General features: G+C 72.1%; 28 protein-coding genes. 14 read left to right on the top strand and 14 right to left on the bottom strand.

Translation table 11 applies throughout. The features are described 5' to 3' along the window. Nucleotides 1–54: 54 nt before the first annotated feature. Together DV20_RS39025 and DV20_RS39020 are read right to left on the bottom strand one after the other, a co-directional pair. Nucleotides 55–591, bottom strand: coding sequence for an AAA family ATPase (locus DV20_RS39025; protein WP_043788556.1), 537 nt, complete (start codon nucleotides 589–591; stop codon nucleotides 55–57). Continuing rightward, on the bottom strand, nucleotides 588–1,889 hold the full coding sequence (locus DV20_RS39020) for an aspartate aminotransferase family protein (RefSeq protein ID WP_043788554.1): 1,302 nt from the start codon (nucleotides 1,887–1,889) through the stop codon (nucleotides 588–590). The genes DV20_RS39025 and DV20_RS39020 overlap by 4 nt, the downstream gene beginning before the upstream one ends. Nucleotides 1,890–1,976: 87 nt before the next feature. On the opposite strand from DV20_RS39020, the gene DV20_RS39015 reads away from it, so the two are divergent. After that, the gene (locus DV20_RS39015) at nucleotides 1,977–2,882 is read left to right on the top strand and encodes a LysR family transcriptional regulator (protein ID WP_043788553.1); all 906 of its coding nucleotides are present in this window, start codon (nucleotides 1,977–1,979) and stop codon (nucleotides 2,880–2,882) included. Here the strand turns inward: DV20_RS39015 and DV20_RS39010 are convergent. Both DV20_RS39010 and DV20_RS39005 read right to left on the bottom strand, forming a co-directional pair. Next, nucleotides 2,860–3,327 (bottom strand): hydrogenase maturation protease, encoded by a 468-nt coding sequence (locus DV20_RS39010; RefSeq protein ID WP_043788551.1) that lies wholly within the window; start codon nucleotides 3,325–3,327, stop codon nucleotides 2,860–2,862. The two genes, DV20_RS39015 and DV20_RS39010, sit on opposite strands and share 23 nt — an antisense overlap. Before the next feature lie 40 nt (nucleotides 3,328–3,367). Continuing rightward, complete coding sequence (locus DV20_RS39005) at nucleotides 3,368–4,411, bottom strand: tetratricopeptide repeat protein (protein ID WP_043788549.1); 1,044 nt, start codon at nucleotides 4,409–4,411, stop codon at nucleotides 3,368–3,370. Nucleotides 4,412–4,589: 178 nt separating this feature from the next. Here DV20_RS39005 and DV20_RS39000 point away from each other — a divergent pair, with 178 nt between their 5' ends. Both DV20_RS39000 and DV20_RS38995 read left to right on the top strand, forming a co-directional pair. Further along, nucleotides 4,590–5,282, top strand: coding sequence for an HNH endonuclease family protein (locus tag DV20_RS39000; RefSeq protein ID WP_043788547.1), 693 nt, complete (start codon nucleotides 4,590–4,592; stop codon nucleotides 5,280–5,282). A gap of 10 nt (nucleotides 5,283–5,292) precedes the next feature. Next, nucleotides 5,293–5,931, top strand: coding sequence for an alpha/beta fold hydrolase (locus tag DV20_RS38995; RefSeq protein ID WP_043788546.1), 639 nt, complete (start codon nucleotides 5,293–5,295; stop codon nucleotides 5,929–5,931). Between the two features lie 63 nt (nucleotides 5,932–5,994). Here DV20_RS38995 and DV20_RS38990 read toward each other — a convergent pair whose 3' ends face one another. Next, the gene (locus DV20_RS38990; protein WP_043788544.1) at nucleotides 5,995–6,633 is read right to left on the bottom strand and encodes a nitroreductase family protein; all 639 of its coding nucleotides are present in this window, start codon (nucleotides 6,631–6,633) and stop codon (nucleotides 5,995–5,997) included. A gap of 18 nt (nucleotides 6,634–6,651) precedes the next feature. Beyond that, on the bottom strand, nucleotides 6,652–7,629 hold the full coding sequence (locus tag DV20_RS38985) for an aldo/keto reductase (RefSeq protein ID WP_043788543.1): 978 nt from the start codon (nucleotides 7,627–7,629) through the stop codon (nucleotides 6,652–6,654). 48 nt (nucleotides 7,630–7,677) lie between these two features. Between DV20_RS38985 and DV20_RS38980 the strand changes: the two genes are divergently transcribed. Further along, nucleotides 7,678–8,157 (top strand): MarR family winged helix-turn-helix transcriptional regulator, encoded by a 480-nt coding sequence (locus tag DV20_RS38980; RefSeq protein ID WP_407638376.1) that lies wholly within the window; start codon nucleotides 7,678–7,680, stop codon nucleotides 8,155–8,157. Here DV20_RS38980 and DV20_RS38975 read toward each other — a convergent pair whose 3' ends face one another. The 3 genes from DV20_RS38975 to DV20_RS38965 all read right to left on the bottom strand — a co-directional run bounded on the left by DV20_RS38975 (nucleotide 8,158) and on the right by DV20_RS38965 (nucleotide 9,829). Continuing rightward, nucleotides 8,158–8,574, bottom strand: coding sequence for an ATP-binding protein (locus DV20_RS38975; RefSeq protein ID WP_043788540.1), 417 nt, complete (start codon nucleotides 8,572–8,574; stop codon nucleotides 8,158–8,160). 62 nt (nucleotides 8,575–8,636) lie between these two features. Beyond that, complete coding sequence (locus DV20_RS38970) at nucleotides 8,637–9,416, bottom strand: SigB/SigF/SigG family RNA polymerase sigma factor (RefSeq protein WP_043788539.1); 780 nt, start codon at nucleotides 9,414–9,416, stop codon at nucleotides 8,637–8,639. After that, nucleotides 9,413–9,829: an ATP-binding protein gene (locus tag DV20_RS38965; RefSeq protein WP_043788537.1), complete on the bottom strand. Its 417-nt coding sequence runs from the start codon at nucleotides 9,827–9,829 to the stop codon at nucleotides 9,413–9,415. The genes DV20_RS38970 and DV20_RS38965 overlap by 4 nt, the downstream gene beginning before the upstream one ends. A 165-nt stretch (nucleotides 9,830–9,994) precedes the next feature. Between DV20_RS38965 and DV20_RS38960 the strand changes: the two genes are divergently transcribed. The 3 genes from DV20_RS38960 (at nucleotide 9,995) to DV20_RS38950 (ending at nucleotide 11,723) form a co-directional block, all read left to right on the top strand. Next, nucleotides 9,995–10,303 (top strand): WhiB family transcriptional regulator, encoded by a 309-nt coding sequence (locus DV20_RS38960; protein ID WP_043788536.1) that lies wholly within the window; start codon nucleotides 9,995–9,997, stop codon nucleotides 10,301–10,303. A 218-nt stretch (nucleotides 10,304–10,521) separates the two neighbouring features. Continuing rightward, a complete protein-coding gene (locus DV20_RS38955) occupies nucleotides 10,522–10,875 on the top strand; it encodes an STAS domain-containing protein (RefSeq protein ID WP_003078104.1) in 354 nt (117 codons plus the stop codon). Nucleotides 10,876–10,934: 59 nt separating this feature from the next. Further along, entirely contained in the window at nucleotides 10,935–11,723 is a 789-nt protein-coding gene (locus DV20_RS38950) for a metal-dependent hydrolase (RefSeq protein WP_043788535.1), read from the top strand. Here DV20_RS38950 and DV20_RS38945 read toward each other — a convergent pair. Next, nucleotides 11,686–12,459 (bottom strand): nuclear transport factor 2 family protein, encoded by a 774-nt coding sequence (locus DV20_RS38945; RefSeq protein WP_043788534.1) that lies wholly within the window; start codon nucleotides 12,457–12,459, stop codon nucleotides 11,686–11,688. The two genes, DV20_RS38950 and DV20_RS38945, sit on opposite strands and share 38 nt — an antisense overlap. 95 nt (nucleotides 12,460–12,554) lie before the next feature. Here DV20_RS38945 and DV20_RS38940 point away from each other — a divergent pair, with 95 nt between their 5' ends. After that, nucleotides 12,555–13,127, top strand: a complete 573-nt coding sequence (locus tag DV20_RS38940; protein ID WP_043788533.1) for a TetR/AcrR family transcriptional regulator — start codon at nucleotides 12,555–12,557, stop codon at nucleotides 13,125–13,127. Here DV20_RS38940 and DV20_RS38935 read toward each other — a convergent pair. Then, nucleotides 13,069–14,295 carry an MFS transporter gene (locus DV20_RS38935; protein WP_043788531.1) on the bottom strand — a complete coding sequence of 409 codons (1,227 nt, stop codon included), beginning with the start codon at nucleotides 14,293–14,295 and terminating at the stop codon, nucleotides 13,069–13,071. The genes DV20_RS38940 and DV20_RS38935 overlap by 59 nt on opposite strands. A gap of 139 nt (nucleotides 14,296–14,434) precedes the next feature. Here DV20_RS38935 and DV20_RS46295 point away from each other — a divergent pair, with 139 nt between their 5' ends. Both DV20_RS46295 and DV20_RS38925 read left to right on the top strand, forming a co-directional pair. After that, entirely contained in the window at nucleotides 14,435–14,755 is a 321-nt protein-coding gene (locus tag DV20_RS46295) for a hypothetical protein (RefSeq protein WP_200876590.1), read from the top strand. 40 nt (nucleotides 14,756–14,795) lie between these two features. Next, nucleotides 14,796–15,356 carry a hypothetical protein gene (locus DV20_RS38925; protein WP_235191126.1) on the top strand — a complete coding sequence of 187 codons (561 nt, stop codon included), beginning with the start codon at nucleotides 14,796–14,798 and terminating at the stop codon, nucleotides 15,354–15,356. On the opposite strand, the gene DV20_RS38920 is transcribed toward DV20_RS38925, so the two are convergent. Beyond that, nucleotides 15,265–16,899 carry an ABC transporter permease gene (locus DV20_RS38920; RefSeq protein WP_051736314.1) on the bottom strand — a complete coding sequence of 545 codons (1,635 nt, stop codon included), beginning with the start codon at nucleotides 16,897–16,899 and terminating at the stop codon, nucleotides 15,265–15,267. The genes DV20_RS38925 and DV20_RS38920 overlap by 92 nt on opposite strands. After that, entirely contained in the window at nucleotides 16,896–17,792 is an 897-nt protein-coding gene (locus tag DV20_RS38915) for an ABC transporter ATP-binding protein (RefSeq protein WP_043788527.1), read from the bottom strand. Before DV20_RS38915 ends, DV20_RS38920 begins: the two co-directional genes overlap by 4 nt. A 93-nt stretch (nucleotides 17,793–17,885) precedes the next feature. On the opposite strand from DV20_RS38915, the gene DV20_RS38910 reads away from it, so the two are divergent. The 4 genes from DV20_RS38910 (at nucleotide 17,886) to DV20_RS38895 (ending at nucleotide 20,560) form a co-directional block, all read left to right on the top strand. Next, entirely contained in the window at nucleotides 17,886–18,374 is a 489-nt protein-coding gene (locus tag DV20_RS38910) for a GbsR/MarR family transcriptional regulator (protein ID WP_043788526.1), read from the top strand. A gap of 20 nt (nucleotides 18,375–18,394) precedes the next feature. After that, on the top strand, nucleotides 18,395–19,060 hold the full coding sequence (locus DV20_RS38905) for an SGNH/GDSL hydrolase family protein (protein WP_043788524.1): 666 nt from the start codon (nucleotides 18,395–18,397) through the stop codon (nucleotides 19,058–19,060). Nucleotides 19,061–19,478: 418 nt separating this feature from the next. Next, nucleotides 19,479–20,084, top strand: coding sequence for an RNA polymerase sigma factor (locus DV20_RS38900; protein ID WP_043788522.1), 606 nt, complete (start codon nucleotides 19,479–19,481; stop codon nucleotides 20,082–20,084). Continuing rightward, on the top strand, nucleotides 20,081–20,560 hold the full coding sequence (locus DV20_RS38895) for a hypothetical protein (protein ID WP_013222254.1): 480 nt from the start codon (nucleotides 20,081–20,083) through the stop codon (nucleotides 20,558–20,560). The genes DV20_RS38900 and DV20_RS38895 overlap by 4 nt, the downstream gene beginning before the upstream one ends. Here the strand turns inward: DV20_RS38895 and DV20_RS38890 are convergent. Beyond that, nucleotides 20,557–21,324 (bottom strand): polysaccharide deacetylase family protein, encoded by a 768-nt coding sequence (locus DV20_RS38890; RefSeq protein ID WP_043788519.1) that lies wholly within the window; start codon nucleotides 21,322–21,324, stop codon nucleotides 20,557–20,559. The genes DV20_RS38895 and DV20_RS38890 overlap by 4 nt on opposite strands. Between the last annotated feature and the right edge of the window lie 25 nt (nucleotides 21,325–21,349).

Raw genomic sequence — 21,349 nt, 5'->3', positions numbered from 1 at the left:
GTCGTGAACGGCCTCCTTGCCGGCTCCCCGGGCCGGCAAGGAGGCCTTCGCGCGTCAAGGCACCCGGCCCTCGACGCGGAGGCGGGCGAGGATTTCGGCCACCGTCTCGTCCGGTGCCTGCTCCGACGTGTCGAGCCACAGGCCCAGCCGCGGCGTTCCCTCGCGCAGTTCCTTGTCCAGCAGCGTGATCGTCCAGCCGGCGGATGCGTCCTTCGCGCGGGCGCGCTCCCGTTCGGCGACCACGTCCGGCCGCGGCGCCAGGACCACGACGAACAGCGGCCGGTGGGTGATCAGGCCGACGATCTCCGCCAGGTGCTCGCCGAGGATCACGTCCTGCGCCACCACGGTGAAGCCCTCCCGGGCGTACTCGTCGCACACGACCGCGGTCAGGCGGTGCCGCAGCCGCAGCTGCCGCAGCGATTCCGCCGACGGCTCCGGCGCCATCTCCGCGCGGCCGCCGACCACCATGCGGCGGAAGACGTCCCCGCGGACGTGGACCGATCGCGGCAGCCGCTCGGCGAGCAACTGCGCGATCGTCGACTTCCCGGCCGCCTGGATGCCCGTGACGAGCACGACCGCCGGCTCGCTCAAAGCAGCTTCACCGCGTCACCGATCGCCTGGTCCAAAATAGACACCCCCAGCGAAATCTCCTCTTCGGACGCGGTCAGCGGCGGCGCGATCCGGAACACCCCGCCCATCCCGGGCAGCTGCACGATGTTCATGTGCAGCCCGAGCTCGAGGCACCGCTGCGTGACCCGGGCCCCCAGCTCGTCCGAACTCCGCTTGGTTTCCCGGTCCACCACCAGTTCCACCCCGGCCAGCAGGCCGCGGCCGCGGATGTCGCCGACGACCTCGTGGCGGGAAGCGATCTCCTCCAGGCCCCGGCGGAGCAAGGACCCCCGCGAGCGGGCCCGTTCGTCGAGGCGGTCGCGGGTCAGCACGTCCAGCACCGTGTTGCCGACCGCCGCCGGGAGCGGGTCCGACACGTGCGTCGTGAAGAACAGGAACCCGCGCTCGTGCGCCTCCTGCTCGATCTCGGCGCTCGTCAGCACCGCGGCCAGCGGCAGGCCCGCCCCGAGCGTCTTCGACAACGTCAGGATGTCCGGGACGACGCCGTCGCGCTCGAACGCGTACCAGTTCCCGGTGCGGCACAACCCCGTCTGGGCTTCGTCGAGGATCAGCAGCATCCCGCGTTCGCGGCACTTCCCCGCCAGTGCGGCGAAGTAGCCGGGTGGCGGCTCGATGATGCCGCCCGAACTGAGGATCGGCTCGACCAGGCAGGCGGCCAGGCTGCCGACGGACTGCGCGTCGATCATCTCGAACCCGAAGTCCAGCTGACGGCGCCAGTCCAGCGCGCCGGAGGCGTCGGTGAAGTCGGGCCGGTACGCGTTGGGGGCGGGGATGGCGAAGTTGCCGGGCGCGGCCGGGCCGTAGCCGCGGCGGCCCGCGCTGTAGGTCGCGCTCGCCGCCGCCTGCGTCATGCCGTGCCACGACCGCGCGAACGAGACGATCTCGTGCTTGCCCGTGACCAGCTTGGCCATCCGGACGGCCGCCTCGTTCGACTCGGCGCCGGTGGTCAGCAGCAGCGCCTTCTCCAGCGGCGCCGGCAGCGTCTCCGCCAGCCGCCGTGCCAGGTCGACGACCGGGCGGCTGAGCATGCCGCTGAACAGGTGGTCGAGCCGGCCCACCTGCCGCCGGACGGTCTCGACGATCTCCGGGTGGGCGTGCCCGAGGATGGCGCTCATCTGGCCGGACGTGAAGTCCAGGATCCGGCGGCCGTCCTCGGTGACGACGAAACTGCCTTCGGCGTGGTCGATGATCTCGCGGGTGAAGGCGCCGCCGTACCGCACGAGGTGCCGGTCGACGTCCGCCCAGAAGGATTCAGCCATGGCGTCGACGGTAAGTCGGCCGCGAGCGACACGTCCATCTCACGATTCCGGCTTCCGTGTTCGGTTTCGCCGAACAACAATGGCGGCATGCTGAACCCGTGGCGCCTGCGGCTGCTGAGTCGGCTCGACACCCTGGGCACGGTCCGCGCGGTGGCGCAGGACGCCAACCTGAGCGCGTCCAGCGTGTCGCAGCAGCTGGCCGTCCTCGAAGCCGAAACCCGCACCCAGCTGCTGGAACGCACCGGCCGCCGGATCCGGCTCACCCCGGCCGGGCTGATGCTGGCCCGCCGGGCGCGGGTGATCCTCGACCACATGGAGACGGTCGAGGCGGAGCTGCGCAGCCTCGGCGAGGAGCCGGCCGGCCTGGTCCGGCTCGGGGCGTTCCAGAGCGCGATCCACACCCTGGCGGTCCCGGCGGTGACCCGGCTGACGCACCCGGACCTCGAGGTTCAGCTGCTAGAGCTGGAGCCGCACGAAAGCATCCCGGCCCTGCGCGGCGGCGACGCCGACGTCATCATCACCACGACCGACTTCGTCGAGCTGCCGCTGGGCCCGGACCTCGACATCGTCCCCCTGGTCACGGACCCGATCGTGCTGGTGACGCCGCCGGACGCACCCCGCGGCCCCGCGGTCCTGTCGGCCTACGCGGACGCGCCGTGGGCGCTGGACATGCCGCAGTCGTACATGGCGAACCTGACGTTGCGCCTGTGCCGCGAGTCGGGCTTCGAACCGCGAGTGGTGTGCCGCTTCAGCAACTACCTGATGACGCTGCAGCACGTCGAGGCCGGCCTGTCGATCGCGCTGCTGCCCGGGCTGGCGGTCGACCGCCGGTACCGCGTGGCGACCAGGGAACTGTCGACCCCGGTGACCCGCACGATCGCGGCGGTGGTCCGCCGGGGGACGCCGTTGCGCGCGGGCGTGCACGTTGTCCTCGACGCACTGCGGCAGCCGCCGGAGCTCCCCGAGTGGGTCACACTTCGGTCTTCTCCTTGACCGGCAGTTCCGGGTGCGCGCCCCACGCCAGTTCGGTGACCGCCCGCACCGCGGCCGGGACGGCGGCCCGGACCTGGGTGGACAGTCCGATCCCGCCGTCCACGCACGCCGGTTCGCAGGACAGGACCAGGACACGGCCCGCGTCGCCGCCCAAGAGGCGGAGCAGGCGGATGACCGCGTCGCCGTGCAGGTCGTGGGTGTCGGTCGCCGACGTCAGCGTCAGCGTGCCCGGAGCGGCGCCGTGCGGGGTGGCGTCCAGGAGGATCGTCGTGTCGTAACCACCCATCAGGTCGTACGCCAGGTGGACCGTCGCGATCTCGTAGTCGGCTATCTGCACCCACGGCGGCAGACCGGCCCGGTCGAGGTCCCGGAGCACTTCGACGCCGAAGCCGTCATCGCCCAGGAAGACGTTGCCGATGCCCGCGACCAGGACTCGTGGCCTCATCCGTCCAGGCTAGAACTGTGAATTGCATCACACAAGACGCCTAGTGCTGGTGCTCCCGCTCGTCCTGCACGGTTTCCGCGCGGGCGAGCCAGAGTTCGGCCTCGTGGGCGGCCCCTCGCGCCCGCAGCATGCGCGCCAGGCTGAGCATTCCCTGGACGTCCCCGGTCTCGGCGGCCCGGCGGAACCACAGCTCGGCCGCCGCCAGGTCCTCGCGGTGCTCGGCGAGGTGGCCGAGGTTGGTGAGCGCGGGGATGCTGCCGTGCTCGGCGGCCTTGCGGTACCAGGCGGCGGCTTCGCCGTCGTCGCCGCGGTTGCGGGCCAGCACGCCGAGGTTGGTCATCGCCGCCGGGTCGCCGTGCTCGGCCGCTTCGAGGTAGCAGCGCTCGGCCTCTTCGAGGTCGCCGCGGCGGTGCAGCAGCAGCCCGAGCCGGGTGACCGCCTCGACGTGGCCGCCGCTCGCGCCCTGGCGGTACCACGATTCGGCGTCGGACGGGCGGCCGAGCCGCTCGGCCTGCCTGCCGAGCTGGCAGGTGGCCGCGAGGTCGCCGGCCTGCACGGCGGACCGCCACCAGCGGCCCGCCTCGGCCGCCTGGCCGCGGTCGCGCAGCACGATCCCCAGGTCGATCATCGCGCCGGTGAAGCCCGCCTCCGCGGCCTGCCGCAGCCACGACTCGGCCTCGTCGCCCTTCCCGTCTTCGCGCAGCAGACGGCCCAGCGCCGCCATCGAGGCCAGGTCGCCGGTCCGCGCGGCCTCGCCGTACCAGTGGCGGGCGTCTTCGCGCTTGCCGCGCCGCTCGTAGGACTTCGCGAGGTGCTGCATCCCGTGCGGCTCGCCGGCCAGCGCCGCCTCGTGGTACCAGCGCTCGGCCTCGTCGCGCGCACCGCGCTCGGCCAGGAGGTGGGCCAGCGCCGTCATCGAGACGCGGTCGCCGCCCATCGCGGCCTTGCGGTACCACGACTCGGCCTCGGGCAGCTCTCCGCGCTCGCGCATCGCCAGCCCCATCCGGGCCATGGCGACGACGTTGCCGCCCTCGGCGGCTTTGCGCTGGAAGAACTCGTCGAACTTCTTGAGCCGGCCGGGCATCGGCTGCTCCCTCCGGATGGGTCCTGCTCCGGTAGTCGCAGAAGATCGGCTCCGTGTGACAGCTCCGCCGTGGGTGGGCGAGGTCACATTCGCGCCAGGTCGTCGTGTCGGCGCGGTTGTCCCGCGCCGGCAGAGGTGACACTACGCCGCGCGCACGCGCAGGTGAGAGGAGAAATTCGTGGCGGCCCGACGCTTTCGGCTGAGCGTGACGCAGCGAACCCTGCTGGTAGTCGCGATCCTGGCCGTCGCGCTCCTCGGGTACTGGGCCACGAGAGGCGCGGGCGCCACCCTGCCGCCGTTTTCCTCGCCGTCGGCCTCTCCGGCGGCACCGGTGCCGGTCACCGCGGCCGACGCGCAGAAGCAGCTCGACGAACTGACCATCGCCGCGCGGACCTCGATGGACGGCTATTCCCGTGAGAAGTTCCCGCACTGGGACAGTCAAGGGTCCAATTGCGACACCCGCGAGGTCGTCCTCAAGCGCGACGGCAAGGACGTCAAGACCGACAAGGACTGCAAGCCGACGTCCGGTACCTGGACCAGCGTCTACGACGACGAGACCTGGACCAAGCCCACCGACCTCGACATCGACCACATGGTCCCGCTCGGCCAGGCGTGGGCGAGCGGCGCGAAGACGTGGACGACCCAGAAGCGCGAGCAGTTCGCCAACGACCTGACCCGGCCGCAGCTGTTCGCCGTCACCGACAACGTCAACCAGCAGAAGAGCGACAAGGCACCCGACCAGTGGAAGCCGCCGCTGGTGGCCTTCTGGTGCACCTACGCCACCGACTGGATCATCGTGAAGCACTACTACGGGCTGACGATCACGCAGGCCGAGAAAACCGCCTTGACCGACATGCTGCGCCGCTGCTGAGCTGGCCCGCGTGACGACTTTCGCGCTCATCCACGGCGGTGGCGGCAGCGGCTGGGACTTCCACCTGCTCGTGCCGGAGCTGGCGGCCCGCGGGCACGACGCGGTCGCCCCCAACCTGCCGATCACCGACCCCGCGGCCGGGCTGGCCGAGTTCACCGACACGGTGCTGGACGCGCTCGGCGGCCGCACCGACGTCGCCGTCGTCGGCCATTCGTACGGCGGGTTCACCGCGCCGCTGGTCGCGGCGAAGGTCCGGGCGCGGCTGCTGGTCTACCTGACCGGGATGATCCCGGCGCCGGGGGAGCAGCCGGGGCAGTGGTGGGGCAACACGGGCTTCGCAGCGCCGAAGGGCCTGACCGAGACCGAGCAGTTCTTCAACGGCGTCCCGCCGGCGCTCGCCGAGGCGTGCCAGGCGCACGGGCGCGAGCAGGCCAGCAAGGAGTGGGACGAGCCGTGGCCGCTGCCCACCCACCCCGACGTCCCGACCCGCGTGCTGCTCGCCCGGGACGACCGGTTCTTCGTCCCGGACTTCCAGCGACGGGTGGCGCGCGAGCGCCTCGGCATCGAGCCCGACGAGATCGACGGCCCGCACTGCGTGCCGCTCAGCCACCCGGGCCCCCTGGCCGACCGCCTGGTGAGCTACCTCTAGCGACCCGCACCGTCCGCAGGCCGCCCGAAGCGGCACTTTCACGTGAAAGTGCCGCTTCGGCGGTCACCAGCGGTCGAGGTGCAGGACCTCCTCGAGGGGCTGCCGGGCCGCCGGCCGGAAGGTGTCGCCCGTGTAGAACGCCGTCGGGATCAGCGCGGCCTGGTGCACGTTCTTCGGCAGCTCGAGCACCTCCGCCGCCTCCTGCTCGTACTTCAGGTGCAGCGTCGTCCACGCCGTGCCCAGCGTCACCGAACGGGCCGCCAGCATGTAGCTCCACACCGCCGGCAGCAGCGACGCCCACAGCCCCGCCTGGTTGCCCGACGGCAGTTCCGACGACGGCGTCTCCAGGCACGGGACCACGAGCACCGGGACGTCACCCATCCGGTCGGCCAGGTAGGCGACGCTGTCGCCGACCCGCTGCTGGACCGCGGCCCGTTCCGGGTCGTCCGCGAACAGCTTGCCCGCCGCGTTCGGGGAGCCCAGGTACTCGTGGCACGCCCGCCGGTAGATTTCGCCGAGCGCCGCCCGCCGGCCGGCGTCGGTGACGACCAGCCACTGCCACCGCTGCGTGTTCGACCCGCTCGGCGCCTGGAGCGCGACCTGCACGCAGTGCTTGACCAGGTCGAGCGGCACCGGGCGGTCGAGGTCGAGGCGCTTGCGGACGGTCCTGGTGGTGGTCAGGAGCTCTTCGGGCGTCATCATCGGCCCATCATGCCGGGCTCACCAGCGGTTGTGCACCAGCGGCCGGATCAGCTCGTCGTACGTCTCGCGCACGCCCGCCAGCGCCTCCGCGGACAACGGCGGCAGCGAGGCGGCCGCCGTGTTCGCCGAAGCCTGCGAAGCGTTCCGCGCGCCCGGGATGACCGTGCTGACGCCCGGCTGGTCGATGATCCAGCGCAGCGCGAACTGCGCCAGCGTCTGCCCGGGCGGCACCAGCCCGCGCAGCCGCTCGACGGCTTCCAGCCCGACCTCGTACGGCACGCCGGAGAACGTCTCGCCGACGTCGAAGGCGTCGCCGTGGCGGTTGTAGTTGCGGTGGTCGTTCTCGGCGAACGTCGTGCTCGCCGTGTAGCGCCCGGACAGCAGGCCGGACGCCAGCGGCACCCGCGCGATGATGCCGGCGCCCGCCTCCGCCGCCGTGGGCAGCACGCGCTCCAGCGGCTTGAGCCGCAGGCAGTTGAGGATGATCTGCACCGAAGCGACGTTCGGCCGCGCCAGCGCGGTCAGCGCCTCCTCGACGGTCTCGACGCTCACGCCGTACGCCTTGATGCGGCCTTCGCCGACCATCGCGTCGAGCGCGTCGTACACCGCGTCGGAGGAGTACACCGGCGTCGGCGGGCAGTGCAGCTGGACCAGGTCGAGCGTGTCGACACCGAGGTTGCGGCGCGACCGGTCGTTCCACTCGCGGAAGTTCGCGGCGACGTAGTTCTCCGGCACCTGCTCGACCCGGCGGCCCATCTTGGTCGCCACGAAGACGTCCCCGCGCTCGGCGAGGAACCGCCCGACCAGCCGCTCGCTGCGGCCGTCGCCGTAGACGTCGGCGGTGTCGAAGAAGGTGACACCGTTGTCGGCGGCCGCGTGCAGCACGGCCAGCGCGTCGTTCTCGTCGACCTCGCCCCAGTCCGCCCCGAGCTGCCAGCAACCGAGCCCGACGACGGACACTTCGCGGCCCAGGCGGGCGATCTTCCGGTTCTCCATAGCGCGATCCAAGCACACGACCGGCGCCTATGATTCGCCGTCATGGCCATGACTTCGGGTCCGGAGGGACTGGGGACCCGGATGCGGCACGTCCTCGAGACGCTCGACGGCGACGTCGCGCGGTTCCTGGCCGACATCGGGCTCGACGACTACCGGCCGCGGTACTCGCCGGTGGTGCGGGCGCTGCTCGCGCGGGGCCCGCTGGCCATCCGCGACCTCGCCGAGGAGATGCGGGTGACGCACTCGGCGGCCAGCCAGACCGTCGCGCAGATGAACCGGGCCGGGTTCGTGAGCCTGGCACCGGGCGCCGACGCCCGGCAGCGGATCGTCTCGCTCACCGCGAGAACGCGGGAGCTGCTGCCGCTGATCGAGGCGGAGTGGACGGCGACGACCGAAGCCACGGAGGCGCTGGAAGCCGAGCTGCCGTACTCGCTGCGCGCCCTGCTGGACGCGATCGAGGAAGCGCTGGAGCGCAAGCCGTTCCGGGAGCGGATCGGCGAGACCGCCGCCGCCAGGGAACTGAGCTGATCAGGCCTCCGGCAGCCGGAAGACCGCCCAGACGTACTTGCCGCCGGGGCAGCGTTCGAAGCCCCAGTCCAGCGACAGCGCCTGGACCAGGACGAGCCCGCGGCTGCGGGCCTCGGCCGGGGACGGCGCCCGCAGCTCGGGCAGCATCCGGCCGGTGTCGTGCACCCGCAGCGTCAGCCGCCCGTCGCCGTACTCCAGCTCCAGCCGCTGGGGCCGCTCGCCGTGCTCGAAGGCGTTCGTGACCAGCTCCGACGTCGCCAGCAGGACGTCCTCGAGCTGCCGTTCCGGCACGCCGAACCGCAGCAGGGCCGTCCGGACCTCGTGCCGGGCCAGCGCCGGGGCCGTGACGTCGGCCGGGAGGAGCACCCGCAGCGAGGTGGCCGCGGCTGTCCGTTGCGGCATTCTCGACGTCGTCATCCGGTCCCCCTCCCAGTGAGTTCCGTACCGCCCGCGAGGTACCCAGGCGGCTGAGCGGCTAATCAGGTGCCGTCGGCCAGCTCGGATTCGTCCAACCCGGACCGCAGCTTCTTCAGGGTCGCGGCCAGCAGCCGCGACACCTGCATCTGGGACACCCCGACGCGGCGGGCGATGTCCGACTGGCTCATCCCGGAGCCGAACCGCAGCGCGACGATCTTGCGCTCCCGCTCCGGCAGGCTCTCCAGCATCGGGCGCAGGGCTTCGCGCAGCTCGGCCTGGCCCAGCTCGGCGTCCGGGGCCCCGAAGCGGGTGTGGGCCGCGTTCTCCAGCAGGTGGTCCAGCGAAGTGCCGTAACGCCCTTGGCCGGCGCGGAGGCCCTCGTAGACGTCCTCGACGGGCACCCCGACCCGCGCGGCGATCTCACTCGGTTTCGGCGCGCGCGAGAGCTGCACGGTGAGCTCCTCGCGCGCGGCGGAGATGTTCGCGTTCAGCTCCTTGAGCCGCCGCGGCACCCGCACCGACCAGCTGTTGTCCCGGAAGTGGTGGCGCAGTTCCCCGGAGATGGTGGGCACGGCGAAGGCCAGGAAGTCCGTCCCCTGCGCGGGGTCGAACCGGTCGACGGCGTGGATGAGCCCGACCGTGGCGATCTGGATCAGGTCCTCCATCGCCTCGTCGCGGTTGCGGAACTTCCGGGCCAGGTTCCGCGCCAGTTCCAGGTGCGCGCGCACGAGGGTGTCGCGGATGCGTTCGCGCTCCGGCGCGTTCGGCGGCAGGGCAGCGAGTTGGGTGAACAGCGCGCCGACGTCGAGGTCGTTCCCGCTGCTCCCGGCGGGATCGCTCACGAGTCAGCCGCCTGGCTTTCCCGGACCAGGTCGACCCGGGACAGGTAGCGGCCGTTCTCCGGGGTGATCGTGCGCTCGGCCGTCGTCGCCAGCGCGGTCAGCAGCTGCCACGACAGGCCGGCGTCGTCCTCGTGGTCGGGGCTGGCGGCCAGCACCGACACCGAGACCTCGATGCGCGGCCCGCTCCAGGAGAAGACGCACGTCAGCCTGCCGTCCGAACTGGCGGGGAGCAGCAGCGAGCACGCCTCGTCCACCGCCATCCGGAGGTCCTCGACGGCGTCGAGATCGAAGTCCTGGCGCATGGCGATGTCCGCCACGATGGTCCGCAGCGTGGGTACGACGTGCGGGATCGCGGCCGTCCGCACCTCGATGACCTGCGCGCCTTCCGGGACGAGCGGGGCGTTGTCCTCCACGTTTGTTCCTTTCTCCGCACTCGCGCTGCCGGGGATCGGCGGTGTCTGCCACGCCCGGTCAGCGAGATGCCCGTGGTGTGAGCAAACCAAACCCGGGTTTGATCCGCTCCACCGGCGGGCATGTAGCTCCTCGACACGGGAGATCCTGGGAAAGGCGGGGACGACATGGCTGACGTGAGCCGGCTGCCCAACGTGGTTGCTGAAGAGTGGGAATGGCAGCTGCACGGCTCGTGCCGGGGTGCGGACAGCAGCCTTTTCTTCCACACGGACAACGAGCGGGGTTCGGCCCGGGAGCGGCGGGAAGCACGGGCGAAGGCGATCTGCCAGGCCTGCCCGGTGCTCGCCCAGTGCCGTCAGCACGCGATGACCGTCCAGGAGCCGTACGGCATCTGGGGCGGCCTCGGGGAGATCGAGCGGCGGCAGCTGTTCCTGCGGCAGCGCAGGGCGGCGCGGAAGGCCATGAGTGCGCACTGAGCAGCGCGCTGAGCAGGCAGGATTTGATCGTCGGTGAGCGGTACACGCGAAAGGACGGCGGCCGTGGCGGGCGCGGCCGCGTCCTGGGTTAGGGTTGGCCCCGGAGTTGCCTTGACCGTGCCCGGCGCGAGCTTTGGGAAGGCACGGTGACACGGTTGCCGCTTGAGACAACAGGCGCGTACCCGGCGCAGGAGCAGCGCCTGACGAGGAGAAACTGCATGCCCGCAGCCGACCAGAACGCCACCCCGCCCGGGTTCGGCATCACGCTGGACACCGACGCGACGGAGCCCCGGGTGGTGGTCACCGGCGAGCTCGACCTGCTGACCAGCCCGCAGCTGCAAGAAGCCCTCGCGGGGCTGATCGCGGACAAGCGCGCGCAGCGGGTCGTGGCCGATCTGACCGGGGTGACCTTCTTCGATTCCTCCGCGCTGAACGTGGTGCTCCGCGCACAACGCCAGGCCGGCGAGCAGGACGTCGAACTCGCGGTCGTCCCGAGCCCCGCGGTGAGCCGCGTGATCGAGCTCACCGGCGTGGCCGAACACCTGAGCGTGTCGGAAGACCCCCAAGCCTGACCGCCCGCTACGGTTCCGCGGACTGAATCCGGTTCGCGGACCCTGGGGGCGGCACGATGATGGGGCGGACGCATGCCCTGACCGGCTGGTGCGCGGGCTTGGCCCTGGCGCCCACGGTGGGGGCGGGCTCGGTGCACCAAGCGGTCGTCTTCGCGGCCACCACGGCGGGCTTCGCCCTGCTGCCCGACCTCGACCACCCCGGAGCGAGCGCCTCCCGCCTCCTCGGCTGGCTGACGGGCGCGTTGTCGTGGGTGCTCCGCCGCGTGTCGGCGGGGTTCTACGCCCTGACGAAGGGCCCGCGCGACGAGAAGGTCTCCGGCAAGCACCGCCACCTCTCCCACACGGTCCTGTTCGCGGCCGGCCTCGGCCTGCTGACGTCGTGGGGCACGGTCGAGGGCGGCCCGTGGGCCGTGGTCGGCGTGGTGGTCTTCGGGCTGATGCTGGCCGAAGGCGCACTGGGCGACTGGCTGCTGCCGGTGAGCGGCGCCGCGGTGGCCTGGTGGTTCTTCACGGCCCCACCCGATCGAGCGGGCGAACTGGCGGCCATCTCCGGCTGGCTCGGCATCGCGGTCGCGGCCGGGTGCGTCACCCACTGCCTGGGTGACGCGCTGACCGAGTCCGGCTGCCCGTTCCTGTTCCCGATCCCGATCGCCGGCGAGACGTGGTACGAAATCCGCCCGCCGCGCGCGCTGCGCTTCCGGACCGGCAAGAAGGTCGAGAAGCGGCTGATCTTCCCGGTGTTCGCGCTGCTCGGCGTGCTGCTGGTGCCGGGGGTGTGGGAGCACGCGGTGAGCACGTTCGAGCGGTTGTTCATCCCGCCGTCGAGCCAGCAGGCGACCACGCCCTGAGCCGCTCGGCGGCCGCGGCGGTGTCGGTGTAGTCGCGGGAGTGCGTGATCTGCCCGTTCCGGACGGTGAGCACCATGACGTAGGAGACGGCGAACGCCGTACCGCGGGCTTCCTGGTGCAGGTCGAACTCGGCCACCAGCACCGCGGGGTCCGCCGTCTCGTGGACCACGACGTTTTCGGCTCGGGTGATCCGCCGCGCGCCGGCGGCCGCGCGGAACCGGCGCCGGAGTTCTTCGCGGCCCTTCGTCACGCGGGGCACGCCCGGCAGGGCGAAGGGCAGTTCGAGGGTGACGTCCTCGGCGTAGAGGTCGGCGAGGTCGTCCCAGTGGTTCTCCACCGAGGCGGCGAGGAACCGGTCGAAGACCGCACGTGTGAGCTTCGAAGCCGCCGACACGTTCGGGTAGTCGCGGTACGAAGTGATCTCGCCGTCCGAGACCGTCAGGATCCCCACCGAGGAGGGGAACTCCGCCTCCGGGCCGGAGACCACCAGCTCCACCACGAAGCCCGAGTCCGTCAACGTGGTGGTGACCCGGGCACCCGTCAGGCCGGCGGCCCGTCCTCGGGCGCCGCCCTCGGTGAGCGCCGCCACCACCGCGTCGCGGCCTTCGATCCGCTGCCCCAGGAAAGGCACCTCGAACACCGCGTCGGCGGCGAAGAGGGAAGCGAACGGGGTGACGTCCAGCGTGGACAGCCCGTCGCGGACCAGGGCGGCTATCTCGGCCAGGGTGAGCGGCATCGGAATTCTCCTGGAAGACTGGGCGTTGAATCGGAACGGTGGGCCCGCTTAGGACGATACGGAGCGGTCGTTCCGGTTGTCAACGAGGAGATCTGATGGAGAAGATGCGCGCCGACGCGCGGCGCAACCGCGCCAAGGTGCTGGCCGCCGCCGAAGAGGCGTTCGCCCTCGACGGCCTCGCCGTGCCGCTCGACGACATCGCGCGGCTCGCCGGCGTCGGGGCGGGGACCGTCTACCGGCACTTCCCCAGCAAGGAAGCGCTGTTCCAGGCCGTCGTCCTCGAACGGATCCAGCAGTTCGCCGAAGAGGCCCGCGCGCTCGCCACCGCCGAGAACCCCGGCGAGGTCTTCGTCGACTACTTCGTCCGCGTCATCAAGCAGGCGTCGCTCAACCGGGCCATCTGCGACGCCCTCGCCGAATCCAGCGGGCACGCGTTCAAGGCCGGCGCCGGCGAGGAGTTCCGCGCCGCGTTGGGCGAGCTGCTCGCCCGCGCGCAGGCCGCGGGGGCCGTCCGCGCCGACATCGACGGCGACGACCTGCGGGCGCTCATCGTCGGCTGCCTCGCCGTCGAGCGGTACGCCCCGGGGAGCGCGCACCTGGTCCGGGTGGTCATCGACGGTCTGCGGGCGTCAGGTCACGCAGCTTCCGCAGCGGCGACCACACCATGATCGCCGCCGAAGCCAGGACGCCGGCCGCCGCGATGTGCAGCGTCGCCCGCATGCCGATCGGGCCGGCCAGCGCGCCGCCGAGCAGGCTGCCGAGCGGCACGACGCCGTACACCAGCGTCTGCGAGATGGCGTTGACCCGGCCCAGCAACTCCGGCGGCGTGACGGCTTGCTGGAAGCTCACGCCGAAGACGCTCAGCACGATCACGCTGTAGCTGGTGAAGAAGCCGGCGAGGACGAAGCAGGTGAGCGCCCAGCCTCGTCCGGTGAACGGGTAGAGCTGGTACGCCAGGCCGAACAGCACCGCCGCACCCCAGAGAGCACGCGCCTGGCCGATCCGTTCGCCGAGCCACCGCGCGGTGAACCCGCCGGTGACGGCGCCGGTCAGCGACGCGGTGCCGAGCACCCCGATCACCCACGGCGAGAGCCCGAGGTCGCGGGCGAGGAACACGATCACGATCGCCAGGTGGGCCGACTGGAAGAAACTCGACACGGCGCCGTGTGCGCTGATCGCCAGCAGGACGCGGTCGCCGCGGACCAGCCGCAGCCCTTCGCCGATCTCGCGCAGCAGCCGCCGCTCCCGCGGTGCGGGGCGCGTGTCCGGCGTCTCGATCCGGCGCAGCCAGAGCGCCGACCACAGGTAGCTGACGGCGTCGGCGGCCAGCGCGGCCGCGACGCCGAGCGCCTGGACGATCACCCCGGCGAGGCCGGGGCCCGCGACCGCCGCCATCGACCGGTTGGTCTGTAGCCGCGCATTGGCTTCCGGCAGCTGCGCGGGCGCTACCAGCCGCGGGACGTAGGTCTGGTGGGCGACGTCGAAGAAGACACTGAGCACGCCGACGGCGAGGACCACGGCGAGCAGCTGGGCCATGCCGAGCACGCCGAACAGCGCGGCGACCGGGACCGAGGCGATCAGCACGGCCCGCCCGGCGTCCGCGGCGATCAGCACCGGGCGGTGGCGGATCCGATCGCACCACACGCCGACCTGCAGGCCGAGCACGAGGTAGGGCAGCGCTTGCGCGGTCCGCAGCAGGGAGACCTCGAAGACCGGCGCGCCGAGCGCGGTGACCGCGAGCAACGGCACCGCCAGGACGTCGATCCGGCTGCCGACCTGACTCGCGAGGTCGGCGAGCCAGAGGCGCCGGAAGTCCGGGTTCCTCAATACCCCCATCGTTCCAGGCTGGCACATGCGCGTAGTCGACGCAAGAAAGTTGAGTCTCATTCGCTCCAGGCGCAATTCGGTAACACGACGTAAGATCAACGCGAGTCAGTCCTCGAACCTGCGCTGCGCGTGGCGAGGGGGTGCCCGGATGAGTGGCCGACCTACCTGGGGCTCCGCCGCGGTCACCGGGCTGGCGGGGTTCGCCACCGGGTTGCTGGTGGCCGCCGTGCTCGTGGCCGGCCGGTCGGGTCCGCGGCCCGCCGACGCCGTCATCCCGCCGACCAGGACCGTGTCCGCGGTGCCGGTCACGGTCACGACGTCCGCGCCGCCGTCCACGCTCACCTCCGTCGAGACGTCGCCGCCGACGACCACCACCAGCCTCGTCGAGGTGACCGTCCAGGCGACGACCTCGGTCACGCCGACCTCGGCGACCTCCCCGGTGCCGCTGACCTCGATCTGGCGCGACTGATCGGTGCAACCCCGGCGGCCGCCGTCGCCGTCTGGTCGGCATGCGGTACGTACTGGGGTTCGTGATGCTCGCCGCCGTGACGGCCGGTTGTGCCGGGCCGGAGGTCGCCTGCACGGCGATCGGCGTCCCCGTCGGCATCAGCCTGTCGATCCCGTCGCCGGACGGCGTCTCGCAAGCGACGCTCGAAGCCTGCTGGCGCGGCCGGTGCGTCACGCGCGAGGTCGGCCTGTACCCCGAAACGTCGGCCGGCGCGACGACCTGCACGGGCACCGGCCCGGACGGCTCGTGCGGCACGTCGATGGTCCCCACCGGCGGGCTCCACGGCTTCGCGGACCTCCCGGGCCTGCCCGCCGAACCGGTCGACGTGACCGTCCGGTTCGACGACGGGAAGCCGCACACCGTGGCGGTGACGCCGTCGTTCGCCGAGCCGAACGGGCCCGCCTGCGGGAAGGCGGGCCCGCAGGCGCAGCTCGTCGCCGGGCCCGGTCCGGCCACGAGCTGCGGGTGCGTTAACCGACGTCCCGGCGCTTCCAGCCGGCCAGCCCGGCGACCGCGGCGGCGACCGCGACCGCCAGGAGCCACCCCAGCGGCGTCGCCGTGAACTCCTGTCCGGGGATCTTCGGCGGGTGCTGGAACGGCGAGACGTCCAGCACCGCCTGCGGCAGGTCGAGCACCGGCCCGAACAGGCTCAGCAGCAGCGCCAGCGCCCCGACGCCCCACGCCGCGGCCGAAAAGCGCGGCAGCAGCCCGAAGATCGCCACCGCCAGCGCGACCACCACCCAGGCCGCGGGCAGCTGGACGAGCATCCCGGCGAGGGTGTCCGCGAGCGAGCCGCCGACGTCGCCGGTGCGCAGCCCGTTGGCCAGTCCCATGAACACCCCGCCGGACAGCAGCAGCACCGCCGTGCCGACGAAGGCGAACACCAGGTGGCTGCCCGCCCAGCGCAGCCGGCCGACGCTGGTCGCCAGCACCGGCTCGAGCCGGATCGCGGTCTCCTCGCCGCGCATCCGCAGCACCGCCTGGACGCCGTAGAGCGACGCGACCATGGCGAACATCCCGGCCATCGCGGCGAGGAACGCCTGCGTGAGCGCGTGGCTGCCGCCCAGCCGCGCCATGATCTGCTGCGCCTGCGGGCTCGAGCCGACCAGGCCGCCGATGCCGCTGGCGATCGAGCCGAACACCGCGCCGACCACCGCCGTGCCGATCACCCAGCCCAGCAGCGGGCCGCGGTGCAGCCGCCACGCGAGCGCGAACGGCGACCGCAGGCTCGCCGCCGCCCTCGCCGGTCCCGGCCGGGGCGGCAGGATGCCGACGCCGACGTCGCGGCGGGGCAGCAGCCGGTACCCGATGCCGCCGGCGACCAGGGCGAGCACGACCGGCAGCAGGAGGACCCACCAGCGTTCCCCGGCGAACGCCCGCACCTGCTGCACCCAGCCGATCGGCGACAGCCAGGACAGCCAGCGAGCGTCCACAGTGGAGTCCCCGGCGCCGCGGAGCAGGAACGCGGCGCCGACCACGGCCGTCCCGATGCCGTTGGCCGTCCGGGAGTACCCGGCCAGCTGGACGGCGACCGCCGCGACCCCGGTGAACACCAGCCCCACCAGGGCTTCCGCCGCGCCGAAGGCCAGCGAACCGGCCGCGGGCAGGCCGGCGCCGACCAGCGTGACGGCCTGGATCAGCCCGGTCAGCACGCTCGCGCCGCCCGCCACCAGCAGCGACGCCGTCAGCGCCGCGTACCGGCCGACCACCGCGGACGCGAGCAGCTCCGCGCGTCCGGTGTCCTCCTCGGCGCGGGTGTGCCGGGTGACCGTGAAGACGACCATCAGCCCGGTGAGCAGGGCCAGGAACCCGCACATGCGCCAGGCGATGAACCCGCCGGCCGTGGTCAGGTCGAACGGCGGTCCGTAGAGCAGCGCGTACGACGGGTTGGCGTTCGCGCCCGCCTGCAGGGCGAGCCGGTCGGCGACGGTCGGGTAGAACTGCGTGAACGTCCTGACCGAGCCGGCCGGGACCACGCTGAGCAGGACGATCCAGATCGGCAGGACCACGCGGTCGCGGCGCAGCGCGAGCCGGGTGAGGTGGGCGGTGCCGGCCAGTTCGTGGGCGGGCGCCACGACGGCCGGGCGTTCGAGCGTCGCGGTCATTTCGCGCTCGCTTCGGTCGTGTAGTGGCGCAGGAACAGCTCCTCGAGCGTCGGCGGCTGGCTGACCAGGCTTCGCACGCCGGCCTCGGTCAGCCGGCGCAGGGCGTCGTCGAGCGAGCGCGTCTCGACGTCGAAGCGCACGCGGTTGCCCTCGACCTTGAGGTCGTGGATGTGCGCGAGGCTCGCGAGCCCGTTCGGCGGGCCGGCGAGCTCGGCGGTGATCGACGTCCGGGTCAGGTGCCGCAGTTCGGCCAGCGTGCCGGACTCGACCGTGCGCCCGTTGCGGATGATGCTGACCTTGTCGCACAGCGCCTCGACCTCGGCGAGGATGTGGCTGGAGAGCAGCACGGTCCGGCCCTGCTCGCGTTCCTCCTGGATGGCGTACTGGAACGTCGCCTCCATCAGCGGGTCGAGGCCGGACGTCGGCTCGTCGAGGATCAGCAGGTCGACGCGGGACGCGAGCGCGGCGACGATGGCGACCTTCTGCCGGTTGCCCTTCGAGTAGGTGCGCCCCTTCTTCTTCGGGTCGAGGTCGAAGCGCTCGATCAGGTCGTCGCGGCGCTTCTCGTCGAGCCCGCCGCGCAAGCGCCCGAGCAGGTCGATGACCTCGCCGCCGGAGAGGTTGGGCCAGAGGTTGACGTCGCCGGGCACGTAGGCGAGGCGGCGGTGCAGGCTCGCGGCGTCCTTCCAGGGGTCGCCGCCGAGCAGCCGGACGTCCCCGGAGTCCGCGTGGAGCAGGCCGAGCAGGACCCGGACGGTGGTCGACTTCCCGGCGCCGTTGGGTCCGAGGAAGCCGTGCACCTCCCCGGCGGGCACCTGCAGGTCGAGGCCGTCGAGGGCCTTCGTCCGGCCGAACGACTTGTGCAGGTCGATGACCGAAATGGCGTTTTCCATGGTTCGGAAGCTACACTCGCTTCAAGAAGTTGTGAAGTTAAGAAAATGTCTGGATCTAGTGATCATGGGGGACGGGTACGGGAGGATGGGCCGATGACGACGCCTGACACGAAGCGAGATGAAGACGCCGTCCGCCGGTACGTCGAGAGCCTCGGGCTCGTGCTTTCGCAGATCGGCATGCAGCGCATGCCCGCGCGGGTGTTCGCCGCGCTGATGACCACCGACGAGGGCCGGCTGACCGCCGCCGACCTGGCCGCGCAGCTGCAGGTCAGCCCGGCCGCGGTGTCCGGCGCGGTGCGCTACCTCGAGCAGATCGGCCTGGTCGCCAAGGAGCGCGAGCCCGGCGAGCGCCGCGACCACTACCGCCTCTACGACGACCTCTGGTACGCCACGTTCCTCAAGCGCGACCGCATGATCATGATGTGGCGCGACGCGGCCGAGAACGGCGTCGACGCCCTCGGCGAGGACACGCCGTCGGGCAAGCGGCTCGCCGAGATGCGGGACTTCCTGTCGTTCATGCTCGAGGAGCTCACCGGCATGTACGAGCGCTGGCACAAGCTCCGCGAAGAGAAGAAGGCCTAACGCCCGGCTAGCGTCGAGCCATGGTGCTCCTCGCTCAGGCTCTCTACGTCAAGCGCAAGACCCCGCGGCTCCCCGGCGCGGCCGGCCCGGCCGAAGGGCTCGTCCCGGGTGACGGCGAACCCTTCCGGCTGGCCGTGCTCGGCGAATCCACAGTGGACGGCGTCGGCGCGGCGGACCACGAGGAAGCGCTCACCGGCTGCCTCGCCCGCGAGCTGGCCCGCGACGGCCGGGCGGTGCGCTGGCAGGCGGTGGGCCGGACCGGCGCCAACGCCCGGGTGGCCCGCGCCGAGCTCGTCCCGCTCCTGCGCCCGGCCGACCTGGTCGTGATCGCCCTCGGCGTCAACGACACCATCGAGCTCCGGACGGCCGCGGCCTACCGCCGTGACCTGCTGCGGCTGGTGCTCGACCTGCGACGGCGGCTGGGCCCGGCCGACGTCCTGCTGGCCGGGGTGCCGCCGATGTCCCGCTTCCCGGCCCTGCCGCGTCCCCTTCGTGACGTCCTTTCGGCCCGCTCCGCCGCCCTCGACAAGGCGGCCGCGACCCTCGGCCGCCTCCCCGGCGTCCGGCACCTGCCGATGGATCCGGCGCTGCTCGACCCGGCCGCGTTTGCGAGCGACCGCTTCCACCCCGGCCCGGCCGGCTACGCCCGCTGGGCCGCGACTTTGGCACACGCCGTGATCAGTTAGCCGCTCTGCGTCGATCTTCAAAAAAACTTCGCCGGATCCGGTATCTGGCGGTGCCCCCACTGCGTCCTGTGGAGCAGCCGAGCACGGAAGAACACGACAGGGGGTGTCGCGTTCGGGATGAACGCGGTGGCCGGGAGCCGAGGGGGCTGCCGGACACCGTCGGCCGGGTGCCCTTCGGGGGAGGGGACATCCGGCGGGGCCCGTTGGGGAGCGGGTCCTTGAGGGAGGGGAGTACCGGCCGGTGCGTGCCACGCGCGCCGGCCGGTACCTCACGGATTGGCCACTGACCGGTAGGGCACGACCGACGAAGTAAGTGACGTTGATGTATCCGAGATCCACCTGCACGCTCCTTCCCCCCGAAGGAACCGCGATACTGCCATTGCCGACTCGAAGACTCTTCCGAAGAGGGGCAGATACGGTGACCGACGTGCAAACCACAGAGGTAGATCCGCCTTGGGAGGGCCTGACCGGCGCCGAGCTGCACGCTGCGTGCATGCAGGCCGCCAGGGACGGTGACCGCCGGGCGATGGCCCGCCTCGTCGAAGAGCTGACCCCGCTCGTCTGGCACGTCGCCCGGGCCAACGGGCTCGACCGCTCGGTGGCCGAAGACGTCGTCCAGACCGTCTGGCTCGCCCTGTTCAGCCAGCTCGGCAAACTCCGCGACCCCAAGGCGCTGGCCGCCTGGCTGATCACCACCACCCGCCGCGAGGCCACCCACCCGTTCGGCCGTCGCATGCAGCCGGTGCCGCTGAGCGACGAGGTCGCCGAGGCCATGCCGAGCACCCAACCGGCACCCGAAGACGAAGCCGTCCGCGCCGACCGCGACCGCCGGGTCTGGCGCGCCTTCGTCCGGCTGCCCCACCGCTGTCAGGAACTGCTCCGGCTGACCGTGCTCGCGGGTCGCGCGGAGTACCAGCTCGTCGCCGAGGCGCTGCGCATGCCGCGTGGCAGTGTCGGCCCGACCAGGGGTCGCTGCCTCGACCAGATGCGCGATCTCCTCGCCAGTGAAGGGGGAAGCCGATGAACGACCTCGGGGCGCCGGGGGGCCAAGCCTCCTTCGGTGACGACGTGCTGCTGGCCGACATCGGCCGTTTCCTCGACGAACTGGACCCGCCGCCGGGTGACCTGGTGCAGCGGGTCCAGTTCGCGCTCGCCCTCGAAGACCTCGACGTCGAGGTCGCGCGGTGGGAGCGGCTGGACGACCTCGCCGGGGTCCGCGGTGGCGGCACCGGCACGATCACGTTCACCGTCAGCGACCTGACGGTGATGATCAACCTGACCAAGATGGGCAAGCTGCACCGCATCGACGGCTGGCTGGTGCCGGCCGGCCAGTACGGCGTCGAGGTGCGGGTCGCCGAGCACGGCACGTCGTCGACGACGGCGGACGAAGGCGGCCGGTTCGTGCTCGACAACGTGCCGCGCGGGACGACGCAGATCCTCGTGCACCTCGGTGACGTGTCGTGCCGCCGGACGGTCGTGACGCCGACGGTCGTGCTCTAACCGAGGAAGTCGGCCAGGGGGACGGGGGTCAGCCCGTCCTTCCTGGCCTGCTCCACGAACGCCGTGTAGTCCTCTTTGAACGTCTTCCGGAAGTGCATCAGCACGATGTCGCCGGGCTTGAGCTTGTCGCCGGACTGGAACTGGACGTGCCCGTCGTTGACCGCGGCCGTCCACAGCACCGACGCGCGCATCCCGCAGGCGGCCGCCGCGCGCAGGGTGTTCTGGTCGTAGTTGCCGAACGGCGGCCGGAACAGCGCCGGGCGGATGCCCAGGCCGCGCTGGAAGTCGTCGGCGTCGTTGCAGATCTCCTTGCGCTGGAACTCGTACGGCTTGCCCTTGAGGTTCGGGTGGTCGACCGTGTGGTCGCCGAGCGTCGCGCCGGTGGCGTCCAGGATCTGCTTGAAGTAGGCCTCGTGACCCTTGACGTACTTCTGGTTCAGGAACAGCACCGGGTGCGTGCCGTTCTCCTGCATCAGCTTCAGCGCGTCGGGGTCCTGCACGGCGCCGTCGTCCATGGTGAGGAAGACGTACGGCTTGTCGGTGGTGATCCGGCGGATGAGCGGGACCTGGCCGTTCTCGATCGGGGGCGCTTTCTGCTGGACCGTGCCGAACGGGTACGGACCGGACGTCTTCACGTCGGGGCTCACGCCCTGCGGCGCCGGGTTCGGCTGGCTGGTGCCGGACTCGCGCTCGTCCGGCGCGTGCGTCGAACAGGCTGTGAGCGCTAACACGGCCGCCGCCAACCCCGCCACCACTCGCTTCATCCCGCGTCCCCTCTCTCGGCGGTGA

Source organism: Amycolatopsis rifamycinica, from assembly GCF_000695625.1.
Classification (GTDB): domain Bacteria; phylum Actinomycetota; class Actinomycetes; order Mycobacteriales; family Pseudonocardiaceae; genus Amycolatopsis; species Amycolatopsis rifamycinica.
The sequence above is the reverse complement of the archived record's forward strand: the minus strand, read 5'-3'. Positions and strand labels throughout refer to the sequence as shown.

Excerpts from the sequence above, each read along its gene's own strand:
- DV20_RS39020 (WP_043788554.1), bottom strand. The coding sequence starts at position 1,889 with ATGGCTGAATCCTTCTGGGCGGACGTCGACCGGCACCTCGTGCGGTAC.
- DV20_RS39015 (WP_043788553.1), top strand. The coding sequence starts at position 1,977 with ATGCTGAACCCGTGGCGCCTGCGGCTGCTGAGTCGGCTCGACACCCTG.
- DV20_RS39010 (WP_043788551.1), bottom strand. The coding sequence starts at position 3,327 with ATGAGGCCACGAGTCCTGGTCGCGGGCATCGGCAACGTCTTCCTGGGC.
- DV20_RS39005 (WP_043788549.1), bottom strand. The coding sequence starts at position 4,411 with ATGCCCGGCCGGCTCAAGAAGTTCGACGAGTTCTTCCAGCGCAAAGCC.
- DV20_RS38990 (WP_043788544.1), bottom strand. The coding sequence starts at position 6,633 with ATGATGACGCCCGAAGAGCTCCTGACCACCACCAGGACCGTCCGCAAG.
- DV20_RS38985 (WP_043788543.1), bottom strand. The coding sequence starts at position 7,629 with ATGGAGAACCGGAAGATCGCCCGCCTGGGCCGCGAAGTGTCCGTCGTC.
- DV20_RS38980 (WP_407638376.1), top strand. The coding sequence starts at position 7,678 with ATGACTTCGGGTCCGGAGGGACTGGGGACCCGGATGCGGCACGTCCTC.
- DV20_RS38975 (WP_043788540.1), bottom strand. The coding sequence starts at position 8,574 with ATGACGACGTCGAGAATGCCGCAACGGACAGCCGCGGCCACCTCGCTG.
- DV20_RS38960 (WP_043788536.1), top strand. The coding sequence starts at position 9,995 with ATGGCTGACGTGAGCCGGCTGCCCAACGTGGTTGCTGAAGAGTGGGAA.
- DV20_RS38955 (WP_003078104.1), top strand. The coding sequence starts at position 10,522 with ATGCCCGCAGCCGACCAGAACGCCACCCCGCCCGGGTTCGGCATCACG.
- DV20_RS38950 (WP_043788535.1), top strand. The coding sequence starts at position 10,935 with ATGGGGCGGACGCATGCCCTGACCGGCTGGTGCGCGGGCTTGGCCCTG.
- DV20_RS38945 (WP_043788534.1), bottom strand. The coding sequence starts at position 12,459 with ATGCCGCTCACCCTGGCCGAGATAGCCGCCCTGGTCCGCGACGGGCTG.
- DV20_RS38940 (WP_043788533.1), top strand. The coding sequence starts at position 12,555 with ATGGAGAAGATGCGCGCCGACGCGCGGCGCAACCGCGCCAAGGTGCTG.
- DV20_RS38935 (WP_043788531.1), bottom strand. The coding sequence starts at position 14,295 with ATGGGGGTATTGAGGAACCCGGACTTCCGGCGCCTCTGGCTCGCCGAC.
- DV20_RS46295 (WP_200876590.1), top strand. The coding sequence starts at position 14,435 with ATGAGTGGCCGACCTACCTGGGGCTCCGCCGCGGTCACCGGGCTGGCG.
- DV20_RS38925 (WP_235191126.1), top strand. The coding sequence starts at position 14,796 with ATGCGGTACGTACTGGGGTTCGTGATGCTCGCCGCCGTGACGGCCGGT.
- DV20_RS38920 (WP_051736314.1), bottom strand. The coding sequence starts at position 16,899 with ATGACCGCGACGCTCGAACGCCCGGCCGTCGTGGCGCCCGCCCACGAA.
- DV20_RS38915 (WP_043788527.1), bottom strand. The coding sequence starts at position 17,792 with ATGGAAAACGCCATTTCGGTCATCGACCTGCACAAGTCGTTCGGCCGG.
- DV20_RS38910 (WP_043788526.1), top strand. The coding sequence starts at position 17,886 with ATGACGACGCCTGACACGAAGCGAGATGAAGACGCCGTCCGCCGGTAC.
- DV20_RS38905 (WP_043788524.1), top strand. The coding sequence starts at position 18,395 with ATGGTGCTCCTCGCTCAGGCTCTCTACGTCAAGCGCAAGACCCCGCGG.
- DV20_RS38895 (WP_013222254.1), top strand. The coding sequence starts at position 20,081 with ATGAACGACCTCGGGGCGCCGGGGGGCCAAGCCTCCTTCGGTGACGAC.
- DV20_RS38890 (WP_043788519.1), bottom strand. The coding sequence starts at position 21,324 with ATGAAGCGAGTGGTGGCGGGGTTGGCGGCGGCCGTGTTAGCGCTCACA.